General features: G+C 72.4%; 12 protein-coding genes. 5 read left to right on the forward strand and 7 right to left on the reverse strand.

Annotated features, from left to right (window positions below; translation table 11 throughout):
• The first annotated feature begins 83 nt into the window (after window positions 1-83).
• Complete coding sequence (locus ACIQBL_RS13655; RefSeq protein ID WP_401940590.1) at window positions 84-1,424, forward strand: MFS transporter; 1,341 nt, start codon at window positions 84-86, stop codon at window positions 1,422-1,424.
• Window positions 1,425-1,646: 222 nt separating this feature from the next.
• Here the strand turns inward: ACIQBL_RS13655 and ACIQBL_RS13660 are convergent, their stop codons facing one another.
• Window positions 1,647-1,883 carry a hypothetical protein gene (locus ACIQBL_RS13660; RefSeq protein WP_401940592.1) on the reverse strand — a complete coding sequence of 79 codons (237 nt, stop codon included), beginning with the start codon at window positions 1,881-1,883 and terminating at the stop codon, window positions 1,647-1,649.
• 386 nt (window positions 1,884-2,269) lie between these two features.
• On the opposite strand from ACIQBL_RS13660, the gene ACIQBL_RS13665 reads away from it, so the two are divergent.
• Window positions 2,270-3,406, forward strand: a complete 1,137-nt coding sequence (locus ACIQBL_RS13665; RefSeq protein WP_401940740.1) for a hypothetical protein — start codon at window positions 2,270-2,272, stop codon at window positions 3,404-3,406.
• Here ACIQBL_RS13665 and ACIQBL_RS13670 read toward each other — a convergent pair.
• Both ACIQBL_RS13670 and ACIQBL_RS13675 read right to left on the reverse strand, forming a co-directional pair.
• Complete coding sequence (locus ACIQBL_RS13670; RefSeq protein ID WP_401940595.1) at window positions 3,403-5,226, reverse strand: tetratricopeptide repeat protein; 1,824 nt, start codon at window positions 5,224-5,226, stop codon at window positions 3,403-3,405. The two genes, ACIQBL_RS13665 and ACIQBL_RS13670, sit on opposite strands and share 4 nt — an antisense overlap.
• Before the next feature lie 51 nt (window positions 5,227-5,277).
• Window positions 5,278-5,727, reverse strand: a complete 450-nt coding sequence (locus ACIQBL_RS13675; protein WP_401940598.1) for a PPOX class F420-dependent oxidoreductase — start codon at window positions 5,725-5,727, stop codon at window positions 5,278-5,280.
• A 98-nt stretch (window positions 5,728-5,825) separates the two neighbouring features.
• Here ACIQBL_RS13675 and ACIQBL_RS13680 point away from each other — a divergent pair, with 98 nt between their 5' ends.
• The 3 genes from ACIQBL_RS13680 (at window position 5,826) to ACIQBL_RS13690 (ending at window position 9,057) form a co-directional block, all read left to right on the forward strand.
• The gene (locus ACIQBL_RS13680; protein WP_401940742.1) at window positions 5,826-6,407 is read left to right on the forward strand and encodes a TetR/AcrR family transcriptional regulator; all 582 of its coding nucleotides are present in this window, start codon (window positions 5,826-5,828) and stop codon (window positions 6,405-6,407) included.
• A complete protein-coding gene (locus ACIQBL_RS13685) occupies window positions 6,404-7,762 on the forward strand; it encodes an MFS transporter (RefSeq protein ID WP_401940599.1) in 1,359 nt (452 codons plus the stop codon). Before ACIQBL_RS13680 ends, ACIQBL_RS13685 begins: the two co-directional genes overlap by 4 nt.
• Before the next feature lie 65 nt (window positions 7,763-7,827).
• Window positions 7,828-9,057: a serine hydrolase domain-containing protein gene (locus tag ACIQBL_RS13690; protein ID WP_401940601.1), complete on the forward strand. Its 1,230-nt coding sequence runs from the start codon at window positions 7,828-7,830 to the stop codon at window positions 9,055-9,057.
• 15 nt (window positions 9,058-9,072) lie between these two features.
• Here the strand turns inward: ACIQBL_RS13690 and ACIQBL_RS13695 are convergent, their stop codons facing one another.
• From ACIQBL_RS13695 to ACIQBL_RS13710, 4 genes are read right to left on the reverse strand one after another with little or no spacing between them, the layout of a single operon-like run.
• Window positions 9,073-10,227: a saccharopine dehydrogenase family protein gene (locus ACIQBL_RS13695; RefSeq protein ID WP_401940603.1), complete on the reverse strand. Its 1,155-nt coding sequence runs from the start codon at window positions 10,225-10,227 to the stop codon at window positions 9,073-9,075.
• The gene (locus tag ACIQBL_RS13700; RefSeq protein WP_401940606.1) at window positions 10,220-11,299 is read right to left on the reverse strand and encodes a saccharopine dehydrogenase; all 1,080 of its coding nucleotides are present in this window, start codon (window positions 11,297-11,299) and stop codon (window positions 10,220-10,222) included. The genes ACIQBL_RS13695 and ACIQBL_RS13700 overlap by 8 nt, the downstream gene beginning before the upstream one ends.
• Complete coding sequence (locus ACIQBL_RS13705; protein WP_401940608.1) at window positions 11,296-12,441, reverse strand: NAD(P)/FAD-dependent oxidoreductase; 1,146 nt, start codon at window positions 12,439-12,441, stop codon at window positions 11,296-11,298. Before ACIQBL_RS13705 ends, ACIQBL_RS13700 begins: the two co-directional genes overlap by 4 nt.
• On the reverse strand, window positions 12,438-13,409 hold the full coding sequence (locus ACIQBL_RS13710) for an ornithine cyclodeaminase family protein (protein ID WP_401940611.1): 972 nt from the start codon (window positions 13,407-13,409) through the stop codon (window positions 12,438-12,440). Before ACIQBL_RS13710 ends, ACIQBL_RS13705 begins: the two co-directional genes overlap by 4 nt.
• Window positions 13,410-13,415: the final 6 nt, after the last annotated feature.

Below are 13,415 nucleotides of genomic sequence, written 5' to 3' on the forward strand. Positions count from 1 at the left end.
CCCCCGTCTCCCCGCCCCACCTCCCCTTCTCCGCTCACTCCGCTCACTCCGCCTACGGTGGAGTTCCCCCGAAGGAGCAAGCCGTGTCCGTCCCCGCCAAAGCTGTCGGGCAGCCGAAAAAGGCGGCCGCCGCCGCCTGGATCGGCAGCGCTCTGGAGTACTACGACTTCTTCATCTACGGCAGCGCCGCAGCCCTGATCTTCCCCAAGGTCTTCTTCGACGACTCGGACCCGGCCACGGCGACCCTGCTCTCGCTGGCGACCTTCGGTGTCGCCTACGCGGCCCGTCCGGTCGGCGCCCTGTTCCTCGGCCACTTCGGCGACCGGGCCGGCCGCAAGAAGATCATGATCTTCACGCTGCTGCTGATGGGCCTGTCGACGTTCCTCATCGGCTGTCTGCCCACCCGCGCCCAGGTCGGCGGCCTCGCCCCGGTCCTGCTCGTGCTGTGCCGGGTCCTCCAGGGGATCTCGGCTGCGGGCGAGCAGGCCAGCGCCAGTTCCATGACGCTGGAGCACGCACCGCCGGACCGGCGCGGCTTCTTCACCAGCTTCACGCTGGGCGGCACCCAGGGCGGCCAGCTCATCGCCACCCTCGTGTTCCTCGGGGTCGCCCAGCTCCCCGACAAGCAGCTGCTGTCCTGGGGCTGGCGCGTCCCGTTCTGGGCGAGCGTGCTGGTCGCGGTCGCCGGCTACGTGATGCGCCGCAAGCTCCAGGAGACCCCGGCGTTCGCCCAGCAGGCGGCGACCGAGGGAGTCGTGAGGCTGCCGCTGGTGGTGCTGCTGCGCGAGCACTGGTCGGACGTCCTGCGGGTGATCGCGGGCGCGCTCATCGCCTCCGTCTCCACGATCTTCACGGTGTGGGCGCTGGCCTACGCGACCAGCGACTCCGTCGGCATGTCCCGCTCGTCGATGCTGTGGGTGGGCGCACTCGCCAACCTCGTCGCCCTCGCCGCGATCCCCCTGTGGGCCACCCTGTCCGACCGCATCGGCCGCCGCCCGGTGTACCTGATCGGCGCGGTCGGCAGTGCGATCACGATGTTCCTCTACCTCTGGGCGATCTCCACGGGCTCCTACCCGCTGATCCTGCTCCTCGGCATCGTCGCCTTCGGCGTCGTCTACAGCGCCGCGAACGGCGTCTGGCCCTCCTTCTACGGCGAGATGTTCTCGACCCGGGTCCGGCTGTCGGGCATGGCCATCGGCACGCAGATCGGCTTCGCGGTGGCCGGGTTCGCGGTCACCTTCGCCGCGCAGATCGCGGGTCCCGACGGCACGGACTGGTCCTCGGTGGCGCTGTTCACGGCGGCACTGTGCGTCCCGCCGGTCATCGCCGTGCTCACGGCCCGCGAGACCCACAAGGTCCCGACGGAACTGCTCGGCGCGCGGTCACCCCGGGAGGCGCCACGGCCGGAGACGGTGACGGCCTGACGGTCGCCGCCCTGCGAGCACCCCCGGGTGCCGGACGCCTTGCGGGCTCCGGCACCCGGGGGTTTCGCGCGTGGGCGGACCCCGTTGACAGATGACGTTTCGCGCAAGAACATCGGCCGGAACGAGCAGAAAAGAACAGCGCTGTTGCCCGACAACGCGTGCACCGGCCGATTTCAGGGGCGGCCGGTGCACGCGGGCCCGGGGCTGACTATCGTTGCCCGATCACACGTGCGAAAGGTGGTCGAGGGGCGTGACGGGGGCCGAGTGGATACGGGTGCCGGTCGGCGAGGACGCCGGGCGGTGGGCGACGCGGGGGCGCAACCGCAAGGTGCTGTTCGTCGTGCACAACGTGACGTCCGCGACCCGGCTGCTCGATGTACTGCCGCTCTTCCACGACGACTTCAGGGTGCAGCTGCTGGTGACGTGCACGGGGTCGTCGGCGTTCCGGGCCGGGGTCACCGAGTTGCTGGCGGAAACCGGGGTGCCGGTGGTGCCGTGGGAACAGGCTGTGAAGACACCGGTCGATTTGGCGGTCTCGGCGAGCTTCGGCGGTCAACTCCGGTCACTTTCCGGCGTATTGGCCGTGTTGTCCCACGGTGTCGGATATACTAAGAGGCTAGGGACACCCAACACCCAACACCCAACACCCAACGGCCGGCGGCAGGGCGGCGGAGGCTGCGGCTCCGGTCTTCGGGTTGTCGCCGGAGTGGTTGCTCGACGAAAGCGGGCAACTCGTCGCGGACGCGCTGGTGTTGTCGCACCCCGAACAGCTGGAGCGGCTGCGTGCCGTCTGCCCCGAGGCCGTACCCACGGCCGTCCTGGCCGGTGACCCCTGCTGGGACCGCATGCTCGCGGCACGTCCGTACCGGGAGCGGTACCGACGGGCGCTCGGCGTAGGGCGTGCCCAACGACTGGTCGTCCTCAACTCCACCTGGAACCCGGACTCCCTGTTCGGCGACGACGTCCTGCCCTCGCTGCTCCCCCGGCTGACCTCCGAACTCCCCGTCGACGAGTACCGGTTCGCGGCCGTCCTGCACCCCAACATCTGGTACGGCCACGGCCCCGGCCAGATCCGCGCCTGGCTCGACCGCGCCCGCCGCGCCGGTCTCACCCTCGTCGACCCGCTGCACGGCTGGCGCCAGGCGCTGCTCGCCGCCGACGCGGTCATCGGCGACCACGGTTCGGTCACCTACTACGCCGCCGCACTCGGCACCCCCGTCCTCCTCGGCGCCGCACCCCTCACGGGCCTCGCCCCCGACGCCCCGGTGCACGACTTCGTCCGCACGGCACCCCGACTCGACCCCGCGCTCCCCCTCCGCCCCCAACTGTCCCAACTGATCGACACCCACACCCCCTCACCGGCCCCCGCCGCCTTCACCAGCTCCGTCCCGGGCGAGTCGGCGACCCTCCTCCGCCGCCTCTTCTACGACCTCGCCGGCATCCCCGAACCGGACGCGCCCGCGCTCCTCGAACCGCTCCCGCTCCCGCCGTTCGAACCCGCCGCGCACACGGTCCCGCTCCAGGTGCTCACCCGGTTGCCGGGCACCGCCGAGGTCTCCGTGGTCCGGCACGCGGGCCCGCACCCGGCGCCCGGCGGCACAGGAGACGCCCACCTCGCGGTGCACGAGGACACCCGCGAGCAGTCCCAACTCGCCCTGGCCGACGTGGTGTTCCGGCACGGTGCGGCCGACGACCCCCGCTTCGGGTCACCCGCGCTCTGGACGACGGAGACACTCGCCCGGCACCCGCAGTGCGCCCTCGCCGCGTACATCACCGGCCCCGGCACCTGCGTGGTCCGCGTCGCGGACGGCACCCTGCTGCACCTGCGCGCCGAGCCGGGAGCGGACACCGACCCGGCCGCCCACGCCTCGGCCCTGCACGCCTGGCTCGCGTCCGGCAAGTCACTGCACGAGGTCGTCGCGCAGGGGCTGACCGTGCACACGGGAGGGGCTGTTCACCGGGTTCGGGTCACCCGTGGCTAGCCTTCGCAGCGCTCGCGCAGGGCGCGCAGATACGCCAGGTGCTGTTCGGCCTTCTCGTCGCGGAGAGCGGCGGTCGCCTCGTCGAAGCGCCACTGGCGCAGCCGGAGCAGTCCGAGGAACTCGACGGCGGAGGCGTGGCCGCGCACATGTCCTCCCGCGCGTTCGTCCCGTGCCGCCGCGAGCGCCTCGGGCTCGGCCTCGTCCCAGCGCCGCAACTCCATCAGGCTGTGGGCGAGTTGGGCGTGCAGGGCGCCGGCGGTGCGGGTGCCGGGGAAGTGGGTGTCGGCCGTGCGCGCTCCGGCCTCCAGGGCGGGCAGCAGGATGTCGTGGTGGCCGGCCTTGAGTTGGAGCGGCCACAGGGCCTGGCCCAGCAGGACGACGGTGTCCCAGTCGCCGAACTCCTCGGCCGCGTGCACCGCTTGGACCAGGTTGGGGGCCTCGGCGGCCAGCGCGGCGACACCCGCGCCCCGGGTCTCGTACGACAGCGGGGTGGCCGCCGACGGGACGCGCCAGCTCTCGGGCAGTGCCGCCTGCGCGGCGGCGAGCGCGAGGTGCAGATATCCCTGGACGGTGCGGGACACGGCGGCGGAGCACGCGGCGATGCCGTCGGTGGCGGCGGCCGTCCGTTCGGCGTGGGCGCGGACGGCGGGCCGGTAGCGGTAGCGGCCGTCGTCCGTGCGCTCGACGAGCAGGGCATCGGCGAGTTCGTCGAGGAGTCGCGCCGCCTCGGCCTCGTCGGTGTCGGCGGCGCGGGCAGCCGCGCGGGCGTCCAGGGCGGGCCAGTCGTACAGGCCGGTCAGGCGGTAGAGGCGGGCGGCGTCGGGGGTCAGCAGGCGGTACGAGTCCTCGACGGCGGAAGTCACCGGGTCGTTCTCGGGGCCTGCCGGTGTCTGTGGCGGTGTGGTCAGCCGGGGTGCGGCGGCGCGCAGCGCGTAGGGCGAGCCCGCGCAGCGGTCCAGTACGGCGGGCAGGGTGGCGCGGGCGGCGGTGACCGCCGGTTTGCCGACCAGCTCGGTGAGCAGGCGTTTCGCGTCCCGGCGGCCCAGCGGGCCGACCGGGATCCGCAGCGCGTCGAGGCCGATGAGGGAATGCCGCGCCACGACGAGGGTGACCACGTCCGGAGCCGGTGCCAGCAGCGGCTGCACCTGGGCGGCGGAGCGCGCGTGGTCGAGCACCACGAGAACGCGGCGGTCGGTGAGGGACCGCCGGAACAGGGCGGCCCGGTCGGCGGCCGAGGGCGGTATGTCCTCGTCGGGCAGGCCGAGTTGGCGCAGCAGGGTGGCCAGGACCGGTTCGGGGCCGAGGGCGCGCAGGTCGGCGTAGAGCTGTCCGTCGGGGAAGCGGTTCGTCTGCCGTGCGCCCCAGTGGTGGGCGAGGGTGCTGGTGCCGATGCCCTCGGGGCCGTGCAGGAGCGCGAGGCGCGGGCGCCCTGCGAAGGGGCGGGTCGCCTCCTTGTCCAGGAGTTTCAGGGCGTCCTGACGGTCCGTGAAGGAGCGGGGTGCGGGCGGGAGGCAGTGGCGTCCGGGCCCGGTGACGGGGCCCGGGATGCGCACACCTCGCGCGAACCGGGTCCAGACGAGGGCGAGTTCGGGGTCACTGTGGACGCGGTCGTGGACCATGCGGGCGATCGCGTCCAGTTCGTCGGGGGTGGCCGGTGCGGTCACCTCGCGTCCGGCGAGCCGGCGGACCATTCCGCCGGCCGACTCCCAGGCCAGCTTGCCCGCCTCGCTCGCCATCCCGGAGCCGACGGCCCCGAACACCGCACCGATGGCGCCCGTGGACAGCAGATCCATCACCGCGTGCACTCCCCCGTCGTCCACTCACCGCACAGCGGATCAACCTTAGCGCCGGTGAAGGACGGTGACGACGGGTCACCCCTGGTTGGCGCCCTTCGGAATGCCGTACGCGCGCTCCACCCGCAGCCGCAGCACGAGCCGTTTGTCGCGGACCATCGCGGCTCGGTAGTCGTCCCAGTCCGGATGCTCGCCGAGAACGTCCCGGTACAGCCGGACGAGTTCCTCGACCGTGTCGTCGTGCGGGTCCTTCGCGACCGGGGTGAGGTCGGCCGTGCCCTCGGCGACCGTGTACGCCCACCGGTCGGCGCTGGTCACATGGTAGGAGGCGCGGGGGTCCCGGCGCAGGTTGCGGGTCTTGGCGCGGTCGTCGGTGATCGACACGCGGATGACGCGCTCGTCGGGGTAGTAGGCGTGGCTGACGTTCGACAGCTGGGGTCGGCCGTCGCTCTTGAGGGTGATGAGCACTCCGCCGTGGCCCTCGGAGAGCAACCGGAGCAGTGCGTCCTGCGTCGCGTCGTGAGTCATACCTCCGTCAACCGTGTGAAGCACGTCACGCATTCCCCGAGCGGGGAGCCATCGAGTAGACACTGTCTACGAAGTCTTGGTAGACAGCGTCCATGAGCATGAGCGAACCGGAAGCAGGGCTACGGGACCGCCTCGTCGACGTCGGTGTGGAGCTGGTGGCCCAGGAGGGTGCGCAGGCGTTGACCTTGCGCGAGATCGCCCGGCGGGCCGGCGTCTCGCACGGCGCGCCCCGGCGTCACTTCCCCACCCACCTGGAGCTGCTGTCCGCCATCGCGCGGCGCGGTTTCGCCGAGCTGGGCGAACGGGCCACCGGGGCGGTCGGAGACGGTACGGCGAGCCCGCGGGCGCAGTTGACGGCGCTGGGGCGCGTCTATCTGGGGTTCGCGCTCGACAACTCCGGGATGTACGAGTTGATGTTCCGTCACGATCTGCTGGAGAGCGGTCACTTGGGGCTGCGGGACACCAGCCTGCCGCTGTTCGGTGTCCTGGTGGACCTGGTCGGCCGGGCCCGTCCCGATGCGGACGCCCGCCTGGTCGCGGGCGCGTTGTGGGCGAACCTGCACGGCGTCGCCCAGCTCTGGCGCTGGGGAAGCCTCCAACTCGCCACCGGCGCCGACGACTTCGTACCCCTGCTGCGGGCGGTCCTCGACGCGCACCTCGGTCCGGAGGCCGCCCTGTGACAGCGCGGCGGCGGCTCGTACTGGCCGGCAGTGTGGCGGGGGCGGCGATCGTCGCGCTGGACGGGACCGTGCTCACCGTCGTACAGCCCACGCTCCAGCGGGAGTTGGGGGCGTCGCTGGCACAGGTCCAGTGGACCAGTACCGCGTATCTGGTCGCCGTGGCGAGCCTGTTGGTGTCGGCCGGGCGGATCGGGGACCGGTACGGGCATCAGCGGGTGTTCGCGCTCGGCATGCTCGGCTTCGGTGCCGCCTCGGCCGGGATCGGGCTGGCGTCCGGTGTCGGCTGGGTGATCGGACTGCGGGTCGTGCAGGGGGTGTTCGGGGCGCTGTTGCAGCCGGCCACGCTCGGCATGCTGCGGGCCGCGTTCCCGCCCGACCGGCTCGGTATGCCCATCGCGGTACGGACGAGCGTGATCGGCATCGCGGCGGCGGCCGGTCCGTTGGTGGGCGGGGTGTTGGTGACCGCGGTGGGCTGGCGGGCGGTGTTCTTCCTCCATGTCGTGCCCTCGTTCGTGTGCGGCGTGCTCGCCCTCACCGTGCGGGAGCCGGAACACAAGGCGGCGAAGGGCATCCGGTTCGATCTGCCCGGCGCCCTGCTGCTCGCGCTCGCCCTCGCCGCGCTCATCCAGGCGCTGGTGGACCTGCCCGGCTCGGCGGGTGCGCTGGTCGTGTCCGTGCCGGCCGGCGTCGGCTTCGTATGCCATGAACGTCGTACGGCGCATCCGCTGCTGCCGCCGGACGTCGTCGGGTCGGCGGCGATCCGCGGGGCGCTCGGGATGCTGCTCGCCGCGTCGGCCGCGTTCTCCGGAACGTTGTTCGTCGTCACCTACTTCCTCCAGGACGCGGTGGGGCTCAGCCCTTTCCAAAGTGCCCTGCGGGGGCTGCCGTTGGCCGGGGCGATGGTCCTGGCCGCGCCCGGGTGCGCGGTGGTGCTGCGCCGGGTCGGTGCGCGTCGTACGGCCGGAGTGGCCATGGTGGTCGTGGCGTCGGGGGTGCTCGTGCTGTCCCGGGCCTCGGGCACGGTCGCGGTGTGCGGCGGATTCGCCCTGCTGGGGGCCGGGTTCGGGACGGTGATGGTGGCCGCGACGCAGGTGGTGGTGCGGGAGGCGGCCGTGGAGGCGGCCGGGGTCGCGGGCGGGCTGAAACAGACGGTGGTCAACGTGGGTCCGACGCTGGGCGTCGCCGCCGGGAGCGCGCTGATGGCCGCGAGCGGGCGGGAGTGGGCGCTCGGTGTGCTCGCCGCGGTGGCCCTGACCGGTGCTCTCGCGTGTCTCGTACTGCCCGGCCGGACAGTCGCGTCGCTCACACATCCCCCCGTTACAGGAGACCGCGCAGGTGTTCCTGCGCGACGATGAGTTCCGAGGTGTCCGGGGCCGGGTATGCGGGACCCCACCTCGTGAACGCAATTCGGAGGAGAGCCATGGCACAGCTGCTGCAAGAGGTCGACCCGGACGAGGTCGGACTGGATCACAAGGCGTTGGACCGCCTGGACCAGCACTTCGCCCACTACGTCGACGTGGAGCGCCTGCCGGGCTTCCTGGTGTCCGTGGCCCGTCACGGCCGCGTCGCCCACCTCACCGCCCACGGGCACCGCGATGTCGCGGCCGGACTCCCCGTCGCGCCGGACACGTTGTACCGGATCTACTCCATGACCAAGCCGGTCACCGCGGTCGCCGCGCTGCTCCTGGTCGAGGAGGGCAAGCTCTCGCTGGACGACCCGGTCGGCGACCACATCCCGGCCTTCGCGGACATGCGGGTCTACGACAGCGGTTCCGGCGCCGACGTCAGGACGCGCCCGGTGGAGCAGCCCATGCTGATCCGGCACCTGATGACCCACACCTCGGGCCTGACCTTCGCCTTCTACCACGCGCACCCCGTCGACGCCCTCTACCGGGAGGCGCACCTGGAGTCGTCCGTGCCGCCCGGCGCGAACCTCGCCGAGACGATCGACATCTACGCGAGTCTGCCGCTCCAGTTCGAGCCGGGCACGCAGTGGAACTACTCCGTCGCCTCGAACGTGCTGGGCCGGGTCGTCGAGGTGGTGTCCGGGCAGCGGCTCGACGAGTTCTTCGCCGAGCGGATCTTCCGCCCGCTCGGAATGCCCGACGCGGGCTTCCAGGTCCCGGACGAGAAGGCCGACCGGCTCTCCGAGTTGTACGGCGACGCCGAGGGCGGCGGTATCGAGCCGATCGCCGGGCTGCCGCTGCGGGGCGGCCGGCCGCGGTTCCTGTCGGGCAGCGGAGGGATGGCGGCGAGCGCGTACGACGTGCACCGGTTCGCGGAGTTCCTGCGGCGCCGTGGCGAACTCGACGGTGTCCGGCTGCTCGCCCCCGAGACCGTCGACCTCATGACCAGCAACCACCTGCCCGACGGCGCCGACATGCGCGCCTTCGGCAGCCCCGCCCACCAGGAACCCGGCAACGACGGCATCGGCTTCGGCCTCAGCGTCTCCGTGGTCATCGACCCCGAACGCACCCAATCCCCCACTGGACTGGGCACGTTCGGCTGGAGCGGGGCGGCGACCACGACGTTCTGGGTGGACCCGAGCCGCGATCTCACCGTGCAGTTCATGACCCAGCTGCGGCCGAAGCACTCGTTGAAGATCATCCCCGAGCTCAAGCAGCTGGTGCACGAAGCGGTCACGGACTGAGGCGCACCCTCACGGCTACTGATCCACCCGCAACGTGAACTCCAGCCCCTCCCCCGCCAGTTCACTCAGCCACTCGCGTGACCGTTCCGCCGTCTCCGCCGCCCGGTTCAGGCCGGCCGGCAGGTCGTCGGAGAGGATGTGGCGGACGGCGAGGGAGAGCGGACGCGAGACGCAGCGGGCCATCGCGCTCTCCTCCTCGTCGCCGACCAGGTCGAGGAGGTAGCTGCCGGACCAGGTCTCGCCCGTATCGCCCCGGACGTCGAGGGAAACGGCCAGGACGACCCGGTCGCGGTCGGCGTCCGTGGTGGGGTGGGTCGCCGCCAACTCCCTTGCCAGCGCGGCGATCCGCGTGTCGTCCCCCGCCTTCAGTTCGTCGAACACCGCGTCCCAGGCCCGCAGCCAGCCCTCCAGACGCAGCGTGCCCCGCACGAACGTCCGCGGCTGCCAGCCCGCCGGCAGCCCGTACTGCTCGATGAACGGCACGCTGTCCCGGTTCGGATAGACCTCGAAGGTCTCCCCGTCGACGACATGCGACCGGGTCACCTCCCAGGGACGCTCGGCAACCGTCTCCACCCCGTCCTCCAGGTACCGCGCCGGCGAGCGCAACGCGCCCAGCACCCCGGCCGGCGCCCAACTGAAGCGGTACCGGAAGTCGTTGGGCACCGCCGGCACCCCGCCGCAGTACGAGGTGAGGCTGTACGAGGCCGCCGTGTGCGCACCGATCTCCTCCCGGGCGCGGGCGACGAGGCGGTGGGCGAAGAGGTGGTCGATGCCGGGGTCGAGACCGGCCTCGGTGAGGACGACGACCCCTGCTTTCTCCGCCGCCGGTACCTGTTCGAAGACGGCGTCCGAGACGTAGCTGGAACAGGCGAAGTGTGCCTGCCTCCTTACGCAGGCGGCCAGCAGCGCCGCGTGTTCGGGCGCGGGCAGCATGGAGACCACGACGTCTCCGGGCGCCAGTTCGGCGGTGAGCGCGGCGAGGGTGAACGCACGCGGTTCCGCACGCCCCGTCAGGCCCAGGTGATCCAGGGCCCGAGCCGCACGCTCCTCGGTGCGGTGCCACAGCCTCACCCGCTCGGCGGCGTCGCACAGCAGGGCGAGACCGCTGCCCGTGGACAGCCCGGCGCCGATCCAGTGGACGGTACCGCTCGCGCGCACCACCTCAGACATGGCCCAACTTCCCTTCCCCGGCGGTGATGTCGCTATCGATTCCGCGTTCGCGGGACTTCGTACGGAACAGGTCCAGGCAGCGGCCCCATGCCCCGCCCGTCTCGAACTCCAGCAGTTGCGGCAGCAGCGCCGCCGAGAAGTCGGTGCTGGACTCCCTCGGCAGGAGGGACGGCAGGTTGTCGATGGCGATGAGGTCGAGCGGGGGCCGGTCGCTCAACCGCCGTACCGGGTCGTCCCATTCGGTCGTGCGGTCGTAGACCGGCAGCACGTTGAGGGAGGAGCCGACATCGCAGGTCACGTCGGCGACGGTCCGGAGACGGCGGGCCGGGTCGTCGAGGTCCTCCTCGCGGAGGAAGGGCGGCACCGGGGTCGTCGCCAGGACGCAGTTGACCAGTACGTCGTGGGTCAACAGGGCCGGGCGGTCCAGGTGCTGAGTTTCCGCCAGGTCCCAACAGGCCGGTTCGACGCCGGCCTCGGCGAACGCCACCCGCGCTCCCCGGCCGCTGCGGCCCAGCGCGCCGATCACCAGGGCGCTGAACTCCGTGTCCCCGGCGGTGGGTTGGAGGATCTTGTCCAGCTCCTCCTTGGAGGTGGGCGTCAGGGGCGCGACCAGCCGGCCCCGGTGCTGGAGCACGGCCAGGGCCGCGCCCAGGTAGCCCGCCCAGAAGCCGAACGCGGCCAGGCGGCGTCCGTCGTCGTCCACCAGGTATTCGAGGTCGAGCAGCGCCCCTCCCCCGGCCCCGAACCGCCGCAGCAGGTCGCTCGCCCCCGGCTGGCCCTTGTAGGCGTGCCCGAAGAAGATGTGACGGTGTGTCAACTCGGCCGGTTCGTCGGGGAGTTCCTTCAGGCCGAGGATCACCGCGTCCTGCGGCGCCGACACCCAGGAACCCGCAGGTGCCACGCGGGCGCCCACGGCCTCGTACTCCTCGATCGGGAAGATCCGTTGCGGGGACTCCTCGACCGTGAGGGTCACCCCGTTCTCGACGAGCCGGCGGGCGTCGGAGGGGACTACCGGGGTGCGGCGCTCGGTCGTGCGGGCCTCGTGGCGCAGCCACAGATGGAGCTCGGTCATACCAGGTTGACCTCCGGACGCGGGGCGTCGGCCGCGAACCGGCCGGCGCTCAGGGGGCTGACGTCCACGAAGGGTACGTGGCCGAGGTACAGGTCGCGGATCACCTCGCCGACGGCCGGTCCCTGGAGGAAACCGTGGCCGGAGAAGCCGGTGGCGTAGAGGAAGCGGGAGACCGAAGTGGCCTCGCCGATCAGGGCGTTGTGGTCCGGGGTGTTCTCGTACAGGCCCGCCCAGCCGCCGGTGCGGCGCAGGTCGAGGAGGCCGGGGGCGCGGCGGCGCATGGCCTCGGCGAGGCGGGGGATCCAGCGGTCGTGGGTGTCGGTGGCGAAGCCGGGACGCTCGTCCGGGTCGGACATGCCGACGAGGAGGCCGGGGCCCTCGCTGTGGAAGTAGAGGCTGGTGCTGAAGTCGATCGTCATGGGGAGCGTGGGCGGGAGGCCGGGTACCGGTTCGGTGACCGCGATCTGGCGGCGCAGCGGCTGTACAGGGAGGTCCACGCCCGCCATCGCGCCGATCCCCTTGGACCAGGCGCCGGCCGCGCAGATCACCGTGTTGGTGTCGATGCGGCCGAGGGTCGTCACCACGGCGGTGATCGTGTCGCCGTGGGTCTCGATGCCGGTGACGTCGGTGTGGCGCAGGATCGTCGCGCCGTGGTCGCGGGCGGCGGACGCGTAGCCGTGGACGACGGCCTCGGGGGTGCAGTGGCCGTCGTCGGGCGAGTAGGCGGCGGCGAGCAGGCCCTCGGTGCTGATCAGCGGGGAGAGACGGCGGGCCTCGGCGGGGTCGATCATGCGGCTGGGCACGTCGAGGGAGTTCTGCAGCCGGACGCCCGCCTCGAAGCCGGCGACGTCCTCGGGGGTGGACAGCAGGAACAGGTAGCCGACGCGGTGTAACCCGATGTCGTACCCGGTGTCCTCCTCGAACCGGCCGAAGGCCTCCAGACTGCGCGCGCCCAGCTGCACGTTGAGCCCGTCGGAGAACTGCGCCCGCACTCCGCCGGCCGCCCTCGAGGTGGACCCGGCGGCGAGTTCGTCCCGTTCGACGAGGACCAGGTCTCTGACGCCGGCGCGGGCCAGATGGTAGGCGATGCTCGTTCCGATGACCCCGCCGCCGATGACGACGACCTCGGCCTGACGCTTCACGGGCGCTCCTTCTGTGCCGCGTCGATGACGGCCCAGGCCGCTGCCGCGTCCTGGATGCCGAGTCCGACGCTGTTGTAGTAGACGATGTCGTCCACTCCGGTACGGGCGCTGCGGCGGCCGGTGAGTACGGCGCCGAGCGGGATCAGGTCGTCGCGGGCGAGCAGTCCGTCACGCAGGGCGTCGACGATCGGCCCGGCGTGGCCGGCGGCGGTCTCCGGGTCGTCGACCACGACGGCCGCCGCGCGTCGCAGGACCTCGGGGTCGACCTCGCCGCGGGTCGGTTCGAACGAGCCGACGCTGACGACCGTGCAGCCGGGCGCGAGCCAGGCACCGTGCACCACGGGGGTGGTGCTCAGGGTGCAGGCGGCGACCACGGACGCGCCGGTCACGGCTTCCTTCGCGGTGTCCACCGCCTCGACGGGGAAGGGCAGTTCGGCGGAGAGCGCTTCTGCGGCGTGTGCGCGGCGCTGCGGATTCGGGCTCCACAATCGTACGGACTTCAGGTCGCGGACCCGGGCGATCGCGCGGACGTGGGCGAGGGCCTGGGTGCCGGAGCCGAGGACGCCGAGACGGTCGGCGTCGGGGGCGGCCAGGGCGTCGACCGCGACGGCGCTGCCGGCGGCCGTGCGCAGGGTGGTCACCGCTGTGCCGTCCATGACCGCGACCAGGCGCCCGGTGACGGGGTCGAGGGCGCTGATCACCGCGTGGACGGTGGGCAGTCCGGCCCTGGCGTTGGCGGGGTTGACGCTGCCGAACTTCGCCACGGCGCCGGTGTCCGCCGACAGCCGGGAGACGTAGGCGAAGACAACGCTGTCGTCGAAGCGGCTGGGGTGCATGATCTTGCCGGGCAGGTCGGCGTCGCCGGCACCGAGCGCGGTGAAGGCCGCCCGCTGCGAGGCGATGGCCGCGTCGGCGTCGAGCAGGTGTCGGATCCGGTCGCCGGAGAGGAAGAGGATGTCGTCGGTCATTCCCTC

Source organism: Streptomyces sp. NPDC088350, assembly GCF_044753545.1.
Lineage (GTDB): Bacteria > Actinomycetota > Actinomycetes > Streptomycetales > Streptomycetaceae > Streptomyces.

Bases quoted from the DNA above. Each gene is read 5' to 3' on its own strand.
- ACIQBL_RS13665 (WP_401940740.1), top strand. From the start codon at position 2,270: ATGCTCGCGGCACGTCCGTACCGGGAGCGGTACCGACGGGCGCTCGGC.
- ACIQBL_RS13675 (WP_401940598.1), bottom strand. From the start codon at position 5,727: ATGACTCACGACGCGACGCAGGACGCACTGCTCCGGTTGCTCTCCGAG.
- ACIQBL_RS13680 (WP_401940742.1), top strand. From the start codon at position 5,826: ATGAGCGAACCGGAAGCAGGGCTACGGGACCGCCTCGTCGACGTCGGT.
- ACIQBL_RS13690 (WP_401940601.1), top strand. From the start codon at position 7,828: ATGGCACAGCTGCTGCAAGAGGTCGACCCGGACGAGGTCGGACTGGAT.
- ACIQBL_RS13695 (WP_401940603.1), bottom strand. From the start codon at position 10,227: ATGTCTGAGGTGGTGCGCGCGAGCGGTACCGTCCACTGGATCGGCGCC.
- ACIQBL_RS13700 (WP_401940606.1), bottom strand. From the start codon at position 11,299: ATGACCGAGCTCCATCTGTGGCTGCGCCACGAGGCCCGCACGACCGAG.
- ACIQBL_RS13710 (WP_401940611.1), bottom strand. From the start codon at position 13,409: ATGACCGACGACATCCTCTTCCTCTCCGGCGACCGGATCCGACACCTG.